The following is a 16,965-nucleotide window of genomic DNA, read 5'->3' on the forward strand; positions in this document are numbered from 1 at the left end:
GGCGCAATGAGAATCATTACGATTGTCGGTGCCCGCCCGCAGTTTATCAAGGCGGCAATTCTGTCCCGTGCGCTGCGTGGATGCCATGAGGAGATTCTGATTCACACCGGACAGCACTTTGATGCGAATATGTCCACTGTATTTTTTGATGAGCTGGAAATTTCCGCTCCGAAATACAACCTCGGGATCTCCGGAGAGACACATGGCGTCATGACCGGTAAAATGCTGATCGCCATTGAAGAGGTTCTGGTTCGGGAACGGCCCGATGCCGTGCTGCTGTACGGCGACACCAACTCCACCGTGGCCGGGGCGCTGGCAGCTGTGAAGCTGCGCATTCCGCTGATTCATGTTGAGGCCGGGAACAGGCTCGGGACGCTGGACAACCCGGAAGAGGTCAATCGGATTACTACCGATCATCTTTCGACGCTGTTGTTTTGCGCCTCGGATTCCGCAAAGTCGTTTCTGGACCGGGAGGGCCTGGGAGCCCGGGCCTATACCGTCGGCAATGTGATGTATGACGCTTTTCTCTACTTCGGGAAGAGAGCGGCGGAGCAGAAAAGAACGCCGGTTGATTACAACAGCATGCCGATCACAATGCCGGATAGATACTGTTATTTGACCTGTCATCGGGCGGAAAATACCTCCGACGAAGCTTTGACTGAGATTTTCAGAGCGGTATCAAGCCTCGACTATCCGACGATTTATCCTGTGCATCCGCGCAATCGGGAGCGGGCGCTGCGAATCGGAAAGAGTTTCCCGAAGGTGATATTGATTCCGCCAGTCGGTTATCTGGAATCCGTACGGTTGACCGGGCAGGCAGAGCGGATTGTCACTGATTCCGGTGGCCTCCAATGCGAGGCGTTTTATGCCGGTGTGCCGTGTGTGACGGTGTTCCACCATGTGGTCTGGCCGGAAACGCTGGCCGGCAATCGTAACCAGATGGCGCCTCCGGTGGCTGCGGAAATCATGAAGAAATTTACGGTCGTTCCGCATATCGATCCGGAATATCGCCCTTTCGGCGATGGCCATGCCTGTCAGAAAATTGTAAAAATTCTAAATGAAAAATTGAATTTATGAGTGATTTTTTTGTGCATGAATCCGCCTATGTCGATGAGGACGTCACTATCGGCAGCGGAACAAAAATCTGGCATTTCTGCCATGTTCAGAGCGGCGCGAGAATCGGGTGCGGGTGCATTCTCGGCCAGAATGTCAATATCGCCAATGACGTTGCAATCGGCAACAATGTCAAGATTCAGAACAATGTGGCAGTCTACACCGGGACCGTTGTGGAAGATGATGTGTTTCTCGGACCCAGTTGCGTGCTGACTAATGTAACCAATCCCCGCAGTCAGGTGAAACGCCATTCGCTGTATGAAAGAATTCTGATTCGGCGTGGAGCGAGTATCGGCGCCAATGCCACGATTGTTTGCGGAATCAGCATCGGCCGCTACGCTTTCATCGCGGCGGGAGCGGTCGTGACCCGGGATGTTCCTGATTATGCGATGATCGTCGGCGTGCCGGGGCGGCAGACCGCATGGGTCAGCCGTCATGGTCACTGTCTTAAAAATCCGGACGCAGACGGGATCATGATTTGCCCGGAAAGCGGTTTCCGGTACAGGGAAGTTGCTCAAGGGATCGTCCGCTGCCTCGATCTGGATGAGGAGGCTCCGCTCCCGCCTGAGCTGGCGGTCGGGAAATATACCTACGATGAGTTTAAGGAAAAATGACAAATGCAGTTCATCGATTTGCACACGCAGTATAAACGGCATGAGGAGACCATCGACAAAGCCGTGAAAAGAGTCCTGGAGGATGGGCATTATATCGGAGGACGGGAAGTCGGGGAACTGGAAAGTACTTTGGCCGCTTTCGTTGGGCGCCGGCATGCAATCGCCTGTGCCAATGGGACCGATGCATTGAAAATCGTGCTGATGGCAAAGGGAATCGGACCCGGTGATGCGGTGTTTACGACGCCATTCACTTTCTTCGCCACGGCGGAGGTGGTCGGTAATCTCGGAGCAACCCCGGTTTTTGTCGACATTGATGAGAAAACTTATAATATTGATCCGGCAAAGCTGGATGAGGCGATCGGAAAGGTAAAGAAGGCGGGAACGCTGGTCCCCCGGGCAGTCATTCCCGTGGACCTCTTCGGGCAGATCGCTGCTTTTGAGGCGATTGTACCGGTTGCGGAAAAGCATGGTTTATGGCTCCTGGAGGATGCGGCGCAATCTTTCGGAGCGCAACGCGGCGGCAGGCGTTCCTGTTCCTTCGGCCTGGCTTCAACGACGAGCTTTTTCCCCGCGAAGCCGCTCGGCTGTTACGGAGACGGGGGCATGATATTCACGGATGACGATGAACTTGCCGTGCTCTGCCGGTCAGTCGCGGTTCATGGCAAGGGGCGTGACAAATATGACAATGTCCGGCTTGGACTCAATTCACGCCTCGATACGATCCAGGCGGCGATTCTGCTGGAGAAATTCAAAATTTTCCCGGCCGAGCTGGAGGCGCGCGACGAAGCGGCAAGGCGTTACAGCACATGGTTGTCCGGCAAAGTCACAACTCCCTTCATCGAGCCCGGCTGTTGTTCGGCATGGGCGCAGTATTGCGTGCGTTCTCCGCGTCGGGGGGAGATGATGGCAGCCTTGAAGACGGAGAAGATTCCAACTGCGGTCTATTACCCGGTTCCATTGCATAAAGTAACCGCTTTCTCCTATTTGTCTCCGGTGACTTTGCCGGTGTCGGAAGCTGTGGCGCAGGACATTTTCGCATTGCCGATGCACCCGTACCTGGAGGTGTCGGAACAGAAGAAAATCGCCGATGTCATCACGTCTTGCTAAAGTCATAGCCCTGTCGCTGGGACAGGGGTTGTCCAGTGTGGCGCTGATTGCTTCCAGCATTGTCTGCAACCGTTTTTTGAGCATGGCCGATCTTGCCACCTATCGGCAGACGATGCTGGCGTATGAGTTTGCCGTTCCCTTCCTGACGCTGGGAATTCCGAGTTCCCTTTATTATTTTCTATCGGGAGCGAAAGAGCGTCGGCGCGGAATCATCATCGACAATATTGCCATTTCGCTGGTTATGGGCAGTATTTTCAGTGTATTTCTGCTTCTGGGCGGAAACCGGCTGCTGGCACTGCGATTTGACAATCCCGCACTGGAAACGACCCTGCGCTGGTTCATCATTTACCCGCTGCTGACATTCCCTGTGCTCAGCTTGAATTCGGTGTTGATCATCTGCGACCGGATCACTCTCTCCGCGGTTTTTCAGTTGTGCACAAAGTGTCTGCTGGTTGCCGGAGTGATTGTTACTTGTATCGCCACCCGCAGCTATGAGTGGCCGCTGCTGGTGAAAATCATGGTTGCCGGAATATCATTGCCGGCCATGCTGTATATCGTGTTTCGGACTGTCCGGGGGGGAGCGGACTGGCCCCGCCTGAAAAATATCAGACAAATCCTGATTTATTCCGTACCGCTGGGGCTGGCCTCAATTGCCGGATCGGTATCCATTTCCCTCGACAAGGTCATTGTCTCTTCCATGTGTACGCCGGAAAGTTTTGCCGTCTACTCCTCCGGAGCGATCCAACTGCCCTTCATCGGTATCATCACCGGTTCGATCACGACAGTGATTCTGGCGGAAATGACCCTGCTGTGCAAAGAGGGAAAGCTCGGAAACGCATTGGAACTGTTTCGCCGGATTCCTGCTCAGACCGCCTTGTTTCTGTTTCCGCTGATGGTATTTTGCATCCTGTTCAATAAAGATATTATTCTGCTGTTTTACGGGCAGCGCTATGAGGCCAGCCATATTGTTTTTCTGATTTACCTGTGCTCGATTCCGATTTCAATCGTCACTTACGGGTCGGCTTTCACGGCGTTGAACAGGACGGCGAAGTATATGCAGGTTTCCATCGAGGAACTGGCGGTGAACTTTGTGCTGAGCTGTGGACTGGTATACCTTTTCGGCGCTTGGGGGGCTGCCCTCGGCACGATTCTGGCGTGTTATTTCTGGGCGGTTCCTCGGCTTTTGTATATTCTGAGCAGAGAGTTCAAATGCAGTATTTTCCATATGCTGCCGTTTGTCCAACTGGGAAAGACTCTTTTGTGCGCGGCTGCGGCCGGAGCAATCAGCGCCGCAGCACATCTGATACCCGGTCCGTCCGCGGTCAAACTGCTTTGCGGCGGTATTGTTTTCGGTTGCTGCTATTTGGCTGCTGCATGGTTTTTCATGCCGCAGAGTTATGCTGCGCTGTTAGGGATTGTCAAAAGGAATTTTCTGCGGAGAACGGTATCATGAGAGGAAAAAATACACTCCTGCATCCCTGGAGGATTCCCGGCATTCTGCTGAACCGCCTTACCTGGCCGGTTCCGTTCGGGCTCTGGCTGGTCAATATGATCCATCAACGCGTCCTGCGGATTAACGCGGGAGTGCCGTTCATGGTGCATTTTACCTCGCAGGTATGGGGGGACATCATACCGGGAAAAGATGTTTGGCGTTCATTCGCCTTTTCCGGAAATTGCTATATTCAGGGCTATAACAGGATTGTAATCGGGGATGACACGATTTTTGCCCCGGGAGTCAGGATCATTTCCGCCAATCATGAATTGGACCGGGAAATTTCCGGGGATCGGGATGAGCTTGCCTCCGGACCGGGAATCGTGATCGGGAAGCGTGTATGGATCGGAGCCAATGCGGTTATTCTCCCGGGAGTTCGCATCGGAGATCATGCAATCATTGCCGCAGGAGCGGTCGTTACCAGAGACGTCCCGGCTTATGCCGTTGTCGGGGGCGTTCCGGCCGGAATTCTCCGTTACCGGGAGTTCATGCCGGAGAACAGCATCGAAAACTGATTTATTCCGGGTGTCTGCCGCCGGCACGTCTTCCGGTTCGGAATCATTCAATTCTTAAGAAGCAAAAGAGAGGGATATCATGAGTTCTGCCGAAATTTGCAGCCGATGTGTAATGGATACCAGCGAAAAAATCATCGATTTTGACGAGAACGGCCATTGCTGTTACTGTCGGGAGGCAATAAAACGGTTGGAGGCCGGCGAATGGAATCGTCATGGAGAAGCCGAGTTGAAAGCCGTGTTCGATCGAATGAAAGCGGAGTGTTCCGGCAGAAAGTACGACTGCATCATCGGTATCTCCGGGGGCGTGGACAGTTCCTATGTCGCTTATATCGCCCACCGGTACGGGGTTCGAATGCTGGGGGTCCATGTGGATGCCGGGTGGAACACCCCGGTGTCTGAGAACAATATCCGGAAATTGTGCGAAAAGTATGGAGTCGATCTGGTTGTCGAGAAGGTTCCGCTCGACGAAATGATGGATCTGCAACGGGCTTATTTCATAAGCGGGGTTCCGAATCAGGATGTTCCCCAGGATCACGCTTTCTTCGCCGTTCTGTATCGCTATGCCATTGAACATGGAATCACCTGGATTCTGGAGGGGAGAAACTTTTCCTCCGAGTCGATTCTCGGACGTGGATTGCGCTTCGACCCGAAAGACAGCGTGAATCTGCTGGACATTCATGCGAAATTCGGCAGAATCCCTTTGAAGAAATTCCCGATCATGGACGAGAAGACTTTTTATGAGGATATTCCGCGAAAAAAACAGTTTCAGGTGTTTTCACCTCTGGACCTGATTGATTACAATAAATTTGAGGCGATCAAAATCCTGCATGCGGATTGCGGGTTTGAATATTACGGCGGGAAACACCTGGAATCCCGTTTCACCAAGCTTTACCAGAATTACATCCTTCCACAGAAATTCCATTGCGACAAGCGCCGGGCGCATCTCTCCAGCCTGATCGTTGCCGGACAGCTTTCGCGGGAGGACGCACTGGCCGAGCTGGCCCGGCCGCCTTATGGGGACCCTGCCGAGCTGGAAATGGATATCCGGTACTTTATCGACAAGGTTGGCCTGACTCGGGAGGAATTTGACCGGATCATGCAGGAAGAGCCTCGCGAACACACCGATTTCAAAGTGAACAAGTATTATCGTCGAAGCAAGCTGTTGAAAAATCCGTGGGTGCGGTTTGTGTTGTCTGTACCGGGTATCGGCTGGGGAAAACGCATCCTGAAACGCTGGTTCTGAGCAGACAATGCGGAAGAATATCCTCATTGTTTGCGACGCCTTCCCACCCGATTTTGCACCGAGGATGGGATATATGTGCAAATACTTGTCTGCGGCCGGGTGGCATTTTCATGTATTGCTTTCGGAACACGATGAATCCGGCAAACGGGATTATGGACATCTGGCGGGATTTGCCGAAGTTCACCGGATTCCGCGTCGGAAGCACGGTCGGTTTCGTCTTTTTCTGAATCGCATCTGTTCGCGTTTTGTGCCGCCTGCCGTGCCGTTTGCCGATCGGCAGGCCATGCTCGATACCGGCCGCAGAGTGATTCGGGAGCGGGATATCGAATTGGTTGTGGCCTCCTCCTATACCACCTGGCCTCTGCCGCTGGCCGGTCAGCTCGCACGAGAATCGGGTCTGCCCCTGCTGGTCGATCTCCGTGATATTCAGGAACAGTGGCCGGATAAGGGAGTGTGGTATCGACTTCAGCGCGGCATGCACCTCCGACATCTGTTGAAATGTCGGAACCGGGTTTTGCGGGAAGCTGCTGCCGTGACGACCGTCTCTGAATGGCATCAGAAAACGCTGTCGGCATTCAATTCGCGTACGGAATTGATATTCAACGGGTTTGATCCGGAGCTTTTTCGCCCGGAACCTCCCCGCGCCTCGCGTGTTTTTAAAATCGTTTATGCCGGAACGATCGGTGCGCTCTCCTTCCGCGATCCGGAATTGCTGTTTGCTGCCTGCGCCCGTCTGGTAAAAGCGGGAATCATTTCGCCGGATAAATTTAAAATCCAGTTTTACAGCGAAAACGGTGCAGAACGGCTGCTGGAAGAGCTTTTGCTGCGCTATCCGATCCGTGAATATCTGGATTTCCCCGGCTATGTCTCTCCTCAAGAGGTGCCGGGGGTGGTGGGGGACGCCCAGATCCTGCTGCTGCTCGCCAATCGCGGCAAGGGAGGAAATCCGACGGGAATCATGTCGACAAAACTGTTCGAATATCTCGCCGTCAATCGTCCTTTGCTGCTGGTCCGCAGTGACGAAGATTGCCTGGAACTCGAGATTCGCAGGACCCGGGCCGGAGCCGCCTGCCGCACAGTGGAAGAGGTTCAGGAGTTTCTGGAGAAACATTATCGTTATTGGCAGGAAAACGGCTGCACGGTAGGCTCTACCGATCTCGCCGCTTGTGACAAATACTCCCGGCGTACCCAGGCAGATCAGTTTGCGGTGCTGTTTGAAGCATTGATTGCCGGACGGAGTTTGAAATGAACATTCAATTCTTTTCCCGTTCCATGAATTACCCGCTTTATGTCCGCTCTCGCGGCAGCATACGGTTGCCGTGGCCCTGCAATCGTTACTTGTATACGACGGCCGACGGTTATTTTTACCGGATGCTGCGGAGCGATGCGGACATCGCCATCAATATTGATGAGGACGCCTTCGTCTATGACAACAAGCGCCTGCGCGAGCTCCTGGAGTTTTTTCTGGATCATCATTATGTGAACTGCGGGATGCCGGACGGCGGAGTTGTGGAGACTAAACAGGACAACCCGCTTGTAACCAATGCTTTCTTCAATATTCTGGACTTGAGGATCATTCGCCGGAATTTCAGCATGAAGCTTCTTGCCGATTACCGGGTCTGGAAGCCGGAATGGGAAACCCTGATTCCGGCACACATGATGAGGACTCCTTACCGTTTCTGGATGTATGAGCCCTATTACCCATTTTTCTGTTATCTGGCCGTCAATTTCAAGACGCTCTATTTGGATGCCAGGCCTCATCCGGATGGGATCAGCACTTGTCTGCTGGATCATCGCGGCGAGGTTTTTCTGCTTCACTCCTGGTTTTCGCGAGAGTACGGAGTTTCACCGGAGCATACGGCGAGGATCAATGCGCTTTTTGCGGAATGCGGCGGAGAATTACGGATTCCCGAATGGCGGCTGCAGGGAACCCGCCTTCTGGAGAGAATCGGGTTCAAATGTCTGTACCGTCCATATTTCAAGGGACGGTTGATGGCCGGTGCGGTCCGCCGGCGCCTGGACCGTTTCGCGAAGAAGGCGTGCCGGTGAGTGCTTCCGTTGCTTTCGGCCGGGAGCCGGCCCTTTCATTCCGGAACCGTTCGGCCTTCCGCCGGCGGCTGCTGGTGCTGGCGGCGCTCCTGCTGGCGGCGCTGATTCCGCGGCTGGTCTGTTTGCATTTTGCCGGTGTTCCACGGGATACCGTCAAATATCTGGCCTGTGCCGAAACCATCCGCAGCGGGGATAAAGAGAAACTGGACGCTTTCCCGGCGCACATCTGGTCTTACTGCCGGCTTCTGGCATTTTTCGAACCGCAGCATATGATGGCAGCCGGACGGATGCTGAATCTGCTGTGCGGTCTTCTCTTGATCGTGGTCTGCCGGCAGATGGGGGAGGAGATATCAGGCAGTGGAAAGGTCGCTGCCGCCGCTGCTCTGCTGGCAGCAGGAAATCCGTTTCTTGTGGAAAATTCCACGGTCGTTCTCCGCGATACGCCGGGGCTGCTGCTGTTCGCTGCAGCCCTGCTTTGCCTGCTTCGCGGCAGCCGGACGGAATTGCTGCGGTATTACGTGCTGGCCGGCATTGCCGGTGCGGCGGCCGTCGCAATCCGGCTCGAGGAGGCGGAGCTGCTGCTTTGCGGCGCTTTGATAGCCGGTTATCAGAAAATGGAATGCGGCAGGATACAGTGGCGCGGGTGGTTCTGCTTTGCCGCCGTATTGCTGGTGACCTTTTTCGTCATTCTGCTCAGCCTGGTTCCGCTCTCCGCTTCCGGATGGGGACTCATTCTGGATTTCTGGATGAAAATCCGGTTTCATCTTTGGGGGAGTGCCTGAGAGATATGCATTACTGGGACAGCCTGAACAGTATCATCCGCTGTTCGTTCGAACCGGTTTTCGTCATTGGATGTGCGGTGTTCGCTATGGCGTTCTGGCTGCCTGGCCGACAGCCGCGGATAAGGATGTTGCGGCTGCTGGCGTGTCTGGCCGGAGCAATGGTGCTCTGGCGGGTCGTAGTCGGTCTGGCGTCAAGCCGTTACGCGGCAAATCCGGCTCTGCTGTTTTTTCTCGGTTGCGCGGTGCTTGTCGAACCGGAATGGTGGCCGGGACGTCTGGGGAGGTGGAGGAGGCGGTGCGGGATTCTGCTTATCGGTATCGTGGTGCTCGCCGGAATGGGCAGGAGTATGAAGGTTGCTTGCAACATCAAAGATTTTACCGCGATATCTTCGGCCCTCGAACGGCTGACGGCAAAGAGTATTCGGCCGAAGATCATTGTGCTGAATCGGGAAGCTGCGCGGATTGGCTATTTTTTCCGGGGTTGTCCTGTATTCGATGGTACTGTTTCCGAAAAGGCTCGGGTCGAATTGCAGTATTCGGATTGGGAAAACGATATCGTCTTGTTCGTCGGGGATCCGGAAAGAATGAAAGTGTTTTCGGAGGAGTTTCCGGGGGGGCTGCAGGCGGATGAGGTATTTCTTGATTCCGGCACCGGTTTTCGGATCTACCGCCGGATAAATCAGGCGTTTTCGTCGCACCGGGCGCTGGTCGCCGGAGAGGCAGCCGCCCGTCTGGCACCGGATGAATGCGGGGAGGACTTCGAGAATCCGGTTCCGACAGATGCGGTTCGCCGCCCCGAATTCGGGGAATTGCAGAAGCGCGGCTTGGAACTGCCGGCTTCACCGTTTCCGTTTTCGGCGAAACTGATTCCGAATCCGGGACACCGCTTCAATCATATCCGCGACGGCGTGATCCGGCTGATCGGTCCGGAGTCGCCTGAACATATTGCCGGCCGTTATTCTCTGTTGGCGGATCTGAAAACGGATTCCGGCGGTTTCAATCTGGAAGCTGTGCCGCTGACGAAAGGGGAACTGCGCGGAGAACTGCTTTTCCGCGGAGGGGCTGGAGCGCGCATCGAGGTTCTCGGCATTGAAATTCCGGACGGCAGCCAGCCGAGACGCACGGTGTCGATCGCCCGGGCCGGATGTCCGGCTCCCGGCAAAATCTACAAGCTGGAATGGAGTTACCGGGCGGAACCGGAACGGAACATTCGTCAGGTGATTCCCGTACTGCTGCTCAATGGCCGGATTGTCATCGACAATATCCGCGTGGTTTCAGGAAAGAGACAGGAATGAAAATCACTTATATCGCACCATTCAGTCCCGGATGCACCGGCAGAATGAGGGGTGAGTGCCTGCTGCGGAATTTCCCATCGGCTGAGTTCACCGTGATTGATACGGCGGTTCCTCTGCAGGACACGTCGCGTCTGTGGCGAAGCATCGGCTGGCGATTTCAGGTCGGTCCGATGATTTCCGGTCTGAATGAATATATTCGTCGAAGGATTCCGGCAAAGACACAGGAACTGATCTGGGTGGACAAGGCAGTATTTCTTACGCCGGAACTCACCCGGTTGCTGCGGGATCGGGCAAAGTTGCTGGTTCATTACACGCCGGATATGGCATTTTGCGCCAATCGATCCGCTCTGTTCTACAGGAGTGCACATTATTATGATTATCTGATCACGACCAAAACCTGCGAAGCGAACGATTACCGGCGGCTGGTGGACGCCGGTAAAACGCAAATCATCATGACGACCCAGGGGTTTCAGGCTCAGCTTCATCGGCCGGTCGTTCCGTTTGAACGGAAAAAGGGGGTCGTGTTCATCGGACTGCATGAGCCGTCGCGGGAGCTGGTTCTCGATCGCCTGCTTGCCGGCGGTGTGCCGCTTCTTCTGGCGGGAGTCGGCTGGGAGTCGTTCGTCCGCAGGCATCGGCTGCCGCATCTGGATTATCGTGGGAGATCGCTTTTCGGTGATTCGTATGTAGAGGCCGTCTCCGGCGGCATGTTCGCCTGGGGGGCGCTCTCCAAGCGTTTCCCGGAGCGGCACACGACCAGAACCTTTGAAATTCCCGCCTGCGGAACTGCGCTGATCACGGAGCGGAATGAGGAAATTTCCGTTTTTTTTGGGGAGAAAGAAGCAATATTTTACTCTTCTGTCGGGGAAATGATTGAAAAAATTTTTTACTATCAGGCGCATCCGGATGAATTACGGCAGTTGACTGTTCGCGGAAACGCAGCCGTACATGCCCGGGCTCTGGATTATGACAGCATCATTTCCGGGCTTCTCCGTTCCATGGGGGTGGAGAAATGCTGATCTTCTTTTCCGGTTCGATCGGAGACACGCTGATCTGTCTGCCGTTCCTGCGGGAACTGAGGCGGCGGAATCCGGGTGAAACGATCGCCCTCCTTCATGATGATGCCCAGACCGGCTGCCGTGAACTGCTGGAAAACTCCGGTTATATCGACGTGTTTCTGACTTATCACGCCGAATCCGGCCCGGCGGGGAAAATCCGACTCTTTTTCCGGCTTTTCCGGCTTTTGCGCCCGTACCGTTTCCGAAAGCTGGTTTATCTGCTGCGGACCCAACGGGGGCTGTCGTTCCGGCTTCGTCGCGACATGGCGTTTTTTGGGTTGCTGGGTATTCGGGAATTCGTCGGGATACATCGCTTGTTCGAATTGCCGGAACCGTCCGAAAACGGTGCCCTGCCGATGGTTCCTCATCATTATGATTTGCTTGCGGAACGTCTGAAAGCGGATGGAATCATTCCGATGGCGGACAGCGATGCCGTTTTCCCTCTCAGTTTCACTCCGGAGGAACAGGAGAAAGCAGCCGGCTGGAGCCGGAGGCTCCGGAAGGCAGCCGGACATCGGCGTCCCATTGCGGTCGGCATAGGGGGAAACAAGGCGGTCTGCCGCTGGCCGCTGGAATATTATGCGGAAGTGCTTCGGAGCCTGATTGCCGAAGACAATATTTTTCCTGTTTTCTTCGGAGGGAAAGCGGATGGCGAGAGGATCGCTTCCCTGTGTTCGGAATTGCTCTGCGGCGCTTCGGCCTCCAGTTTCGGCAGCCTGAGCTTGCGTGAATGTGTCGGTGCAATGCGCAGCTGTGCCTGGTATCTCGGCAATGACACCGGCACGCTGCATATGGCGGTGGCGGCCGAATTGAAATGTGTCGCCGTCTATTCGGCACATAACTACCGCGGTCTGTGGTACCCGTACGGAGACGGTCACCGGGTGCTCCGCTCGTCGGTTCCCTGTGAAGTATGTTTTCGGCAGGAGTGCGGATTCGGGAATCCGCCGCCGTGCTTGCTGGATATCAAGCCTGCGGCTGTACTGAAGGAGTGTCGTGCATTGAATGGTGAAATCAGATGAGGAAAATCGCTGTCATCAGCGCCAACCCGGTTGAGTTCTATCCGCCGCTTCGGAATCTGCTGCGGGACCCCCGCTGGAAGGGGCACCGGGTAACGCTTTACTCCATGCTTTCCCGGAAACGTTCCGGGCTTCAATTTCAAGCTGACGGTATTCGGTGCGTCCGCACGGTGCAGCGGCGTTCGCGCTTCTCGTGCCTGAATCTTCTGGATCGGTTGTGGTTTTCCTTTCGGGTGTTGGGCGGGCTGATCATTTCCCGGCCGGATCGGATATTGTACATCGAATCCAATTCGGCGCTGCCGGTATACTGGTACCGGCGGTATTTCAACCGGAAAGTCGGAATCTTTATCCACTATTATGAATATGCGGAGCCGGAGCAATATGCCCGCGAGCCGTGGAACGGTTACTGCCACGGGAAGGAGTTATATCTCTATGGTTTGCTGAACTGGTGTTCGCATTGCAACAGCAGGCGGCTGGAATTTTTCTGCCGGGACTGGGGAGTGCCGCCGGAACTGTCTCACGTCGTGCCGAACTATCCGCCGCGGGAGTGGCAGGCACACTTCCGGGAGCGCCGGAGCTTTTCCGCTCCCCTGAAGGCCGTCTACATCGGGAGTCTCTCCAATGATACGATGTATGTTCGTGAATTCGCGGCATTCGTGATGGCGCAGGGGGGCCGGATTCACTGGGATATTTTCGCATTCAATCACGATGGCGAAACCCGCCGTGAACTTGAAGAACTCGGCTGCCCCTGGATCCGCTTTTTTCCGGAAGGTGTCGAATACGACAGAATTCCGGCGCTGCTGGACGGATATGATGTCGGTATTCTGCTGTACCGTGGACATTCCATGAATTACCGTTACAACGAGACCAATAAATTCTACGAATACCTGATCTGCGGCCTGGATGTGTGGTTCCCCTCCTCCATGTTGTTGCTGCACGGTTATCAGAAGAGGGGGACTTTCCCCTGTGTAACCATGGCGGATTTCGGAGAGTTGAAGTCGTTCGACTGGGAATGTGCGGCATCGCACGAGGGTGTGCCGTGCCGGAAGCCGTTGTTTGCGGCGGAGGACGCGAACAGTCAGTTGATTGCCGCACTTACGGCAGGGAGGGGCAGATGAGGAAGCGGCGTCCGATTATCGTGAGCCCGTCCGGAAATCTCTACGGCAGTGAGAAGGTTCTGCTGGATTTTCTCGCCACGGCGGAAGAGGATTATGAAATATATCTGCCGGAAGGACGGCTTCGAAGGAGAATCGCCGGGCAGTTGCCGCAGGTCCGGCTCCGGGTTTTCAGCCGTGTACAGCTATTGTATCCGGAATTGTTCCTCCGGATGATTTTTTCGAGCCGGAGGTTTCTCTACTGTAATGAGGGCGGGCATATCCGCCGTATCGGACTGCTCGCCCGGCTGCTGCCGCACAAGCGCTTCTTCGTGCATCTGCGCATTGCAGAGGACTGCGGCCCGGCCCGGCTGCGGAATCTTCCGGACAATGTCACTTTGATCGTCGTGTCTGATTATCTCATGGGACTCCTGCCTGAAATGGTCCGGGCGAAAAGCGTCCGGCTTCACGATCCGTATCTGGCGTCCGGCCGAAAAGGGGATTCGGGCCGGTTTCGGATGTCGCCGCTGCCGAAAATCGGCGTTGTCGGCAGAGTGACCCGCACAAAAGGACTGCAGGAACTGGCTGGCTTGACGGACTACGCGGAGGCGCACGGAACTGAATTGGAAATCCATCTCTTCGGCAGTTTCGATCCGACGGAAGAGGCGGTTTGTGCTTTTCGGCGGAAGATGGAGTGTTACCGCTTTGTCCGCATCGTCTTTGAAGGTTTCGTCGAACACATGGAGGCGGCTTACGATTCGATGGATGTCATCTGGCATTTCAGTCTGACCGAGCCACTGGGCAGGATTTTCTTTGAGGCGCTGGATTCCGGAACATTTTTTACCGGTTTCGATTCCGGCGGAATCGGCGAGATCGGGCATGAACTCGGATTATCCGGTTTTCTGGTGGAATACGGAGAGGGCTGGGAGAAGCGTTTCCTCGCTTCCCTGAAACGGCTGCACGGGCAGGATGCGCACAAGGCATTCTGCCGTGCCGCGAAAAAAATGCAGGAGGCGTTTTCTCCTTCGGGATATGCCCGTGCATTGGAGACTCTGTTCAAAAAATGAACGAGAAGAAATACACCCTGATTTTGCTCGCCTCGTCCCTGCTTGCGGGAGGAGTGACGGAAAGCTGGGCCGTTCTCGGAATCGGCTGGGCTGTGTGGGCTGCGGTGGTATTCAGCATACGGTGGGGAGAGAGAATTCCAGTGCTGGAGCTGGCGCAAATGCTCGCCGGGCTGCAATGGATCATTGCGCCGATTCTGATCTACCATTTGCCGGATGTGGAAAAATATCCGATGGAGATCCCTCAGGCATATTATCTGTCGATTGTGGTGCCGGCTTACCTCTGTTTCTGCTTCGGGATCACGCTCTTCAATGTACCGGTCCGCTATTTGCCCGCGCTTCAGGAGAAACCGGAGTTTTTGAAGGTGCTGCTGGCGGCGGCTGCAATCGGTTACGGGCTGGGGCTGACACCGCTTGCAGGCAGTACGTTTCCGCATATGCTGAGTGAATTGCTGGGCTGCTCCGTTATTTTCGCCATGTACCGGTGTTCGAAGCGGACGGCGTGGATTCTGTTTGGTATATTCGTTTTCCTGCTTCTGCTGGAAAGCCTTTCCTGGGGTGGCTTTCATGCGCTGCTGATCTGGTTTTTCTGGCTTGGCAGCTTTCTGCTGCACAGGATCGGAGCTTCCCGCAAAACCGTTCTGGCCTCTCTTGTCTTGGCCGTGCTGGCCGTTTCCGTGTTTCAGGGAGTCAAATGGCAGTACCGGGATGCCGAGCGCTCCGGTTCCCTGAGGGACTGGATTTTGTTTGCCGGCATGAGCGAGGACTGGCTGACTGACGGGAAACTCCGATCGACTCTTCAGGATGAAGACTTTCTTCTCCGCTTTAATCAGGGATGGCATATCAGCCAGGTGATCATTTATATGGATGTTACCGGGAATTATCTGCGGGGTTCGAGCATTGCGGATTCAGTTGGTGCAATTCTTTTACCGCGTTATCTGTTTCCGGACAAGCGCCGGGGCGGCGGGGCTGAGAATTTCAGAACGATGACCTTCCACGAGCTGGTCGGTGGAACGAGCATGAATGTCTCCTATGTCGGAGAAGGTTACGGCAACTGGGGGAAATCCGGCTGCAGTTTGTTTCTCCTCGGTGTCGGTTGCCTGTTGGGGCTGGCGCTGAGGCTTGTCAAGTGGATGAATGAAAAAGACGGCTTCTATTTTTACTTCATCCCGGTTTTGTTCTTTTTCGGTGTCAAGGCGGAGGGGGATTTCATGATGACGTTCGGCCAGTTCTTCAAGCTGTTCCTGATTGCATGGGTTCTGATCCGGTTATTTGGACGGCGCTTCGTAAATTGCGGAGACGGCGGGGGGAGGCGGCGACATGTGCCGGAGAGCCTTCGGCTGAAGGGGTGAAGTGAATCGGGAAGACCGGCAGAAGAGGGAGATACATTCATGCGAGTTATTGAATTGGTTGCCAGCATCCGGAGCGAATACGGCGGTCCGGCCTATACGGTACCGGCGCTCGCTTCCGCATTGAGGCGGGCGGGCGTGGAGGTGGAACTGCACACACTGGCTGCCCCGGAAAAGATCGACTGCGGTGTTCCGGTAACGGTACATCCGCTGATACGGGGGATTCCTGCATTTGCGGGATACTCTGCCGGTTTGTACGGGCAGTTGCAGATGCTTAGCCGGGACTCGAATATCATTCACAGTCATCTGCTGTGGACGGCATTGAATATCCTGCCGGAATTTGCCCGCCGTGGCCGGAATTGCCGCCATGTGATTTCTCCGAGGGGAACTTTAAGCCGGACCGCCATGGGGATGAAGTCCTGGCGGAAGGCTGCCAGTCTGCGGCTCGGTCAGTGGAGCGCGCTGGAGCATGCGGATCTGTTCCATGCCACAAGCGATATGGAATACGAGGATATCCGCCGGATGGGACTTCGTCAGCCTGTTGCCGTCCTTCCGAACGGTATCGAATTGCCGCAGTTTTCGGAGGCGAAACGGCGGCCGGCTTGCCGGACTTTGCTCTATTTCGGGCGGTATCATCCGATCAAGGGGATCGAGATGCTGCTTTCCGCCTGGAAGAAGCTTTCTCTGCGTCATCCGGAGTGGCGGCTGCGTTTGGTCGGCCCCTGCAATGCCTATGCGGAGGAACTGAAAAAAGCGGCTGAAAAATGCCGATTGCCGCGGGTCGAATTCTGTGGCGAATTGAAAGGTGCCCGGAAAATCGAGGCTTACCGGGAGGCTTCTCTGTTCGTTCTGCCGAGTTTTTCCGAGAATTTCGGCGTTACAGTGGCGGAGGCGCTTGCCTGCGGCACGCCGGCGGTCACTACGACCGGGACTCCGTGGAAACAACTGGAGGAGCACGGCTGCGGCCGCTGCGTCCCCGCCGGCGAGGAGCCGCTGACCGGGGCATTGGATTGGCTTATGTCGTGCGGGGACGACGAGCTGGCGGCAATGGGCGAACGTGGCCGAAGCTGGATGGAGGAATTTAACTGGACGCATATCGGGGAACGCATGAAAACTATTTACGGCTGGCTCTGCTGCGGCGGAGACAGGCCGGATGAGGTTCGTCCCGATTGAC

Annotated in this window: 15 protein-coding genes and 1 pseudogene; all 16 read left to right on the top strand. The window is 55.3% G+C overall.

Annotated elements, in window-relative coordinates:
* Positions 1–6: 6 nt before the first annotated feature.
* The 16 genes and pseudogenes from wecB (at position 7) to FYJ85_RS07395 (ending at position 16,964) form a co-directional block, all read left to right on the top strand.
* The gene (wecB, locus tag FYJ85_RS07330) at positions 7–1,077 is read left to right on the top strand and encodes a non-hydrolyzing UDP-N-acetylglucosamine 2-epimerase (protein WP_154417605.1); all 1,071 of its coding nucleotides are present in this window, start codon (positions 7–9) and stop codon (positions 1,075–1,077) included.
* Positions 1,074–1,727 (top strand): acyltransferase, encoded by a 654-nt coding sequence (locus tag FYJ85_RS07335; RefSeq protein ID WP_154417607.1) that lies wholly within the window; start codon positions 1,074–1,076, stop codon positions 1,725–1,727. The genes wecB and FYJ85_RS07335 overlap by 4 nt, the downstream gene beginning before the upstream one ends.
* A gap of 3 nt (positions 1,728–1,730) precedes the next feature.
* The gene (locus FYJ85_RS07340; protein ID WP_154417609.1) at positions 1,731–2,834 is read left to right on the top strand and encodes a DegT/DnrJ/EryC1/StrS family aminotransferase; all 1,104 of its coding nucleotides are present in this window, start codon (positions 1,731–1,733) and stop codon (positions 2,832–2,834) included.
* Positions 2,815–4,287, top strand: coding sequence for an oligosaccharide flippase family protein (locus FYJ85_RS07345; protein WP_154417611.1), 1,473 nt, complete (start codon positions 2,815–2,817; stop codon positions 4,285–4,287). Before FYJ85_RS07340 ends, FYJ85_RS07345 begins: the two co-directional genes overlap by 20 nt.
* A 362-nt stretch (positions 4,288–4,649) precedes the next feature.
* A pseudogene (locus tag FYJ85_RS24390) lies at positions 4,650–4,841 on the top strand (DapH/DapD/GlmU-related protein); the annotation flags it as partial.
* 79 nt (positions 4,842–4,920) lie between these two features.
* Positions 4,921–6,084, top strand: a complete 1,164-nt coding sequence (locus FYJ85_RS07355) for an N-acetyl sugar amidotransferase (RefSeq protein ID WP_154417615.1) — start codon at positions 4,921–4,923, stop codon at positions 6,082–6,084.
* 7 nt (positions 6,085–6,091) lie between these two features.
* Positions 6,092–7,333, top strand: a complete 1,242-nt coding sequence (locus FYJ85_RS07360; RefSeq protein WP_154417617.1) for a glycosyltransferase — start codon at positions 6,092–6,094, stop codon at positions 7,331–7,333.
* Complete coding sequence (locus tag FYJ85_RS23010) at positions 7,330–8,133, top strand: hypothetical protein (protein WP_177994848.1); 804 nt, start codon at positions 7,330–7,332, stop codon at positions 8,131–8,133. The genes FYJ85_RS07360 and FYJ85_RS23010 overlap by 4 nt, the downstream gene beginning before the upstream one ends.
* The gene (locus tag FYJ85_RS24275) at positions 8,130–8,915 is read left to right on the top strand and encodes a glycosyltransferase family 39 protein (RefSeq protein WP_177994849.1); all 786 of its coding nucleotides are present in this window, start codon (positions 8,130–8,132) and stop codon (positions 8,913–8,915) included. Before FYJ85_RS23010 ends, FYJ85_RS24275 begins: the two co-directional genes overlap by 4 nt.
* 5 nt (positions 8,916–8,920) lie before the next feature.
* Positions 8,921–10,210 carry a hypothetical protein gene (locus FYJ85_RS23015; RefSeq protein WP_206213024.1) on the top strand — a complete coding sequence of 430 codons (1,290 nt, stop codon included), beginning with the start codon at positions 8,921–8,923 and terminating at the stop codon, positions 10,208–10,210.
* Entirely contained in the window at positions 10,093–11,229 is a 1,137-nt protein-coding gene (locus FYJ85_RS07370) for a CgeB family protein (RefSeq protein ID WP_206213025.1), read from the top strand. The genes FYJ85_RS23015 and FYJ85_RS07370 overlap by 118 nt, the downstream gene beginning before the upstream one ends.
* Positions 11,223–12,287 (top strand): glycosyltransferase family 9 protein, encoded by a 1,065-nt coding sequence (locus FYJ85_RS07375; protein ID WP_154417623.1) that lies wholly within the window; start codon positions 11,223–11,225, stop codon positions 12,285–12,287. Before FYJ85_RS07370 ends, FYJ85_RS07375 begins: the two co-directional genes overlap by 7 nt.
* A complete protein-coding gene (locus FYJ85_RS07380) occupies positions 12,284–13,402 on the top strand; it encodes a glycosyltransferase family protein (RefSeq protein WP_154417625.1) in 1,119 nt (372 codons plus the stop codon). The genes FYJ85_RS07375 and FYJ85_RS07380 overlap by 4 nt, the downstream gene beginning before the upstream one ends.
* Positions 13,399–14,445 (top strand): glycosyltransferase, encoded by a 1,047-nt coding sequence (locus FYJ85_RS07385; RefSeq protein ID WP_154417627.1) that lies wholly within the window; start codon positions 13,399–13,401, stop codon positions 14,443–14,445. Before FYJ85_RS07380 ends, FYJ85_RS07385 begins: the two co-directional genes overlap by 4 nt.
* Positions 14,442–15,794, top strand: a complete 1,353-nt coding sequence (locus FYJ85_RS07390; protein WP_206213026.1) for a hypothetical protein — start codon at positions 14,442–14,444, stop codon at positions 15,792–15,794. The genes FYJ85_RS07385 and FYJ85_RS07390 overlap by 4 nt, the downstream gene beginning before the upstream one ends.
* A 39-nt stretch (positions 15,795–15,833) precedes the next feature.
* Complete coding sequence (locus FYJ85_RS07395; RefSeq protein ID WP_154417631.1) at positions 15,834–16,964, top strand: glycosyltransferase; 1,131 nt, start codon at positions 15,834–15,836, stop codon at positions 16,962–16,964.
* Position 16,965 lies beyond the last annotated feature (1 nt).

The sequence above is a fragment of the Victivallis lenta genome, from assembly GCF_009695545.1.
Classification (GTDB): domain Bacteria; phylum Verrucomicrobiota; class Lentisphaeria; order Victivallales; family Victivallaceae; genus Victivallis; species Victivallis lenta.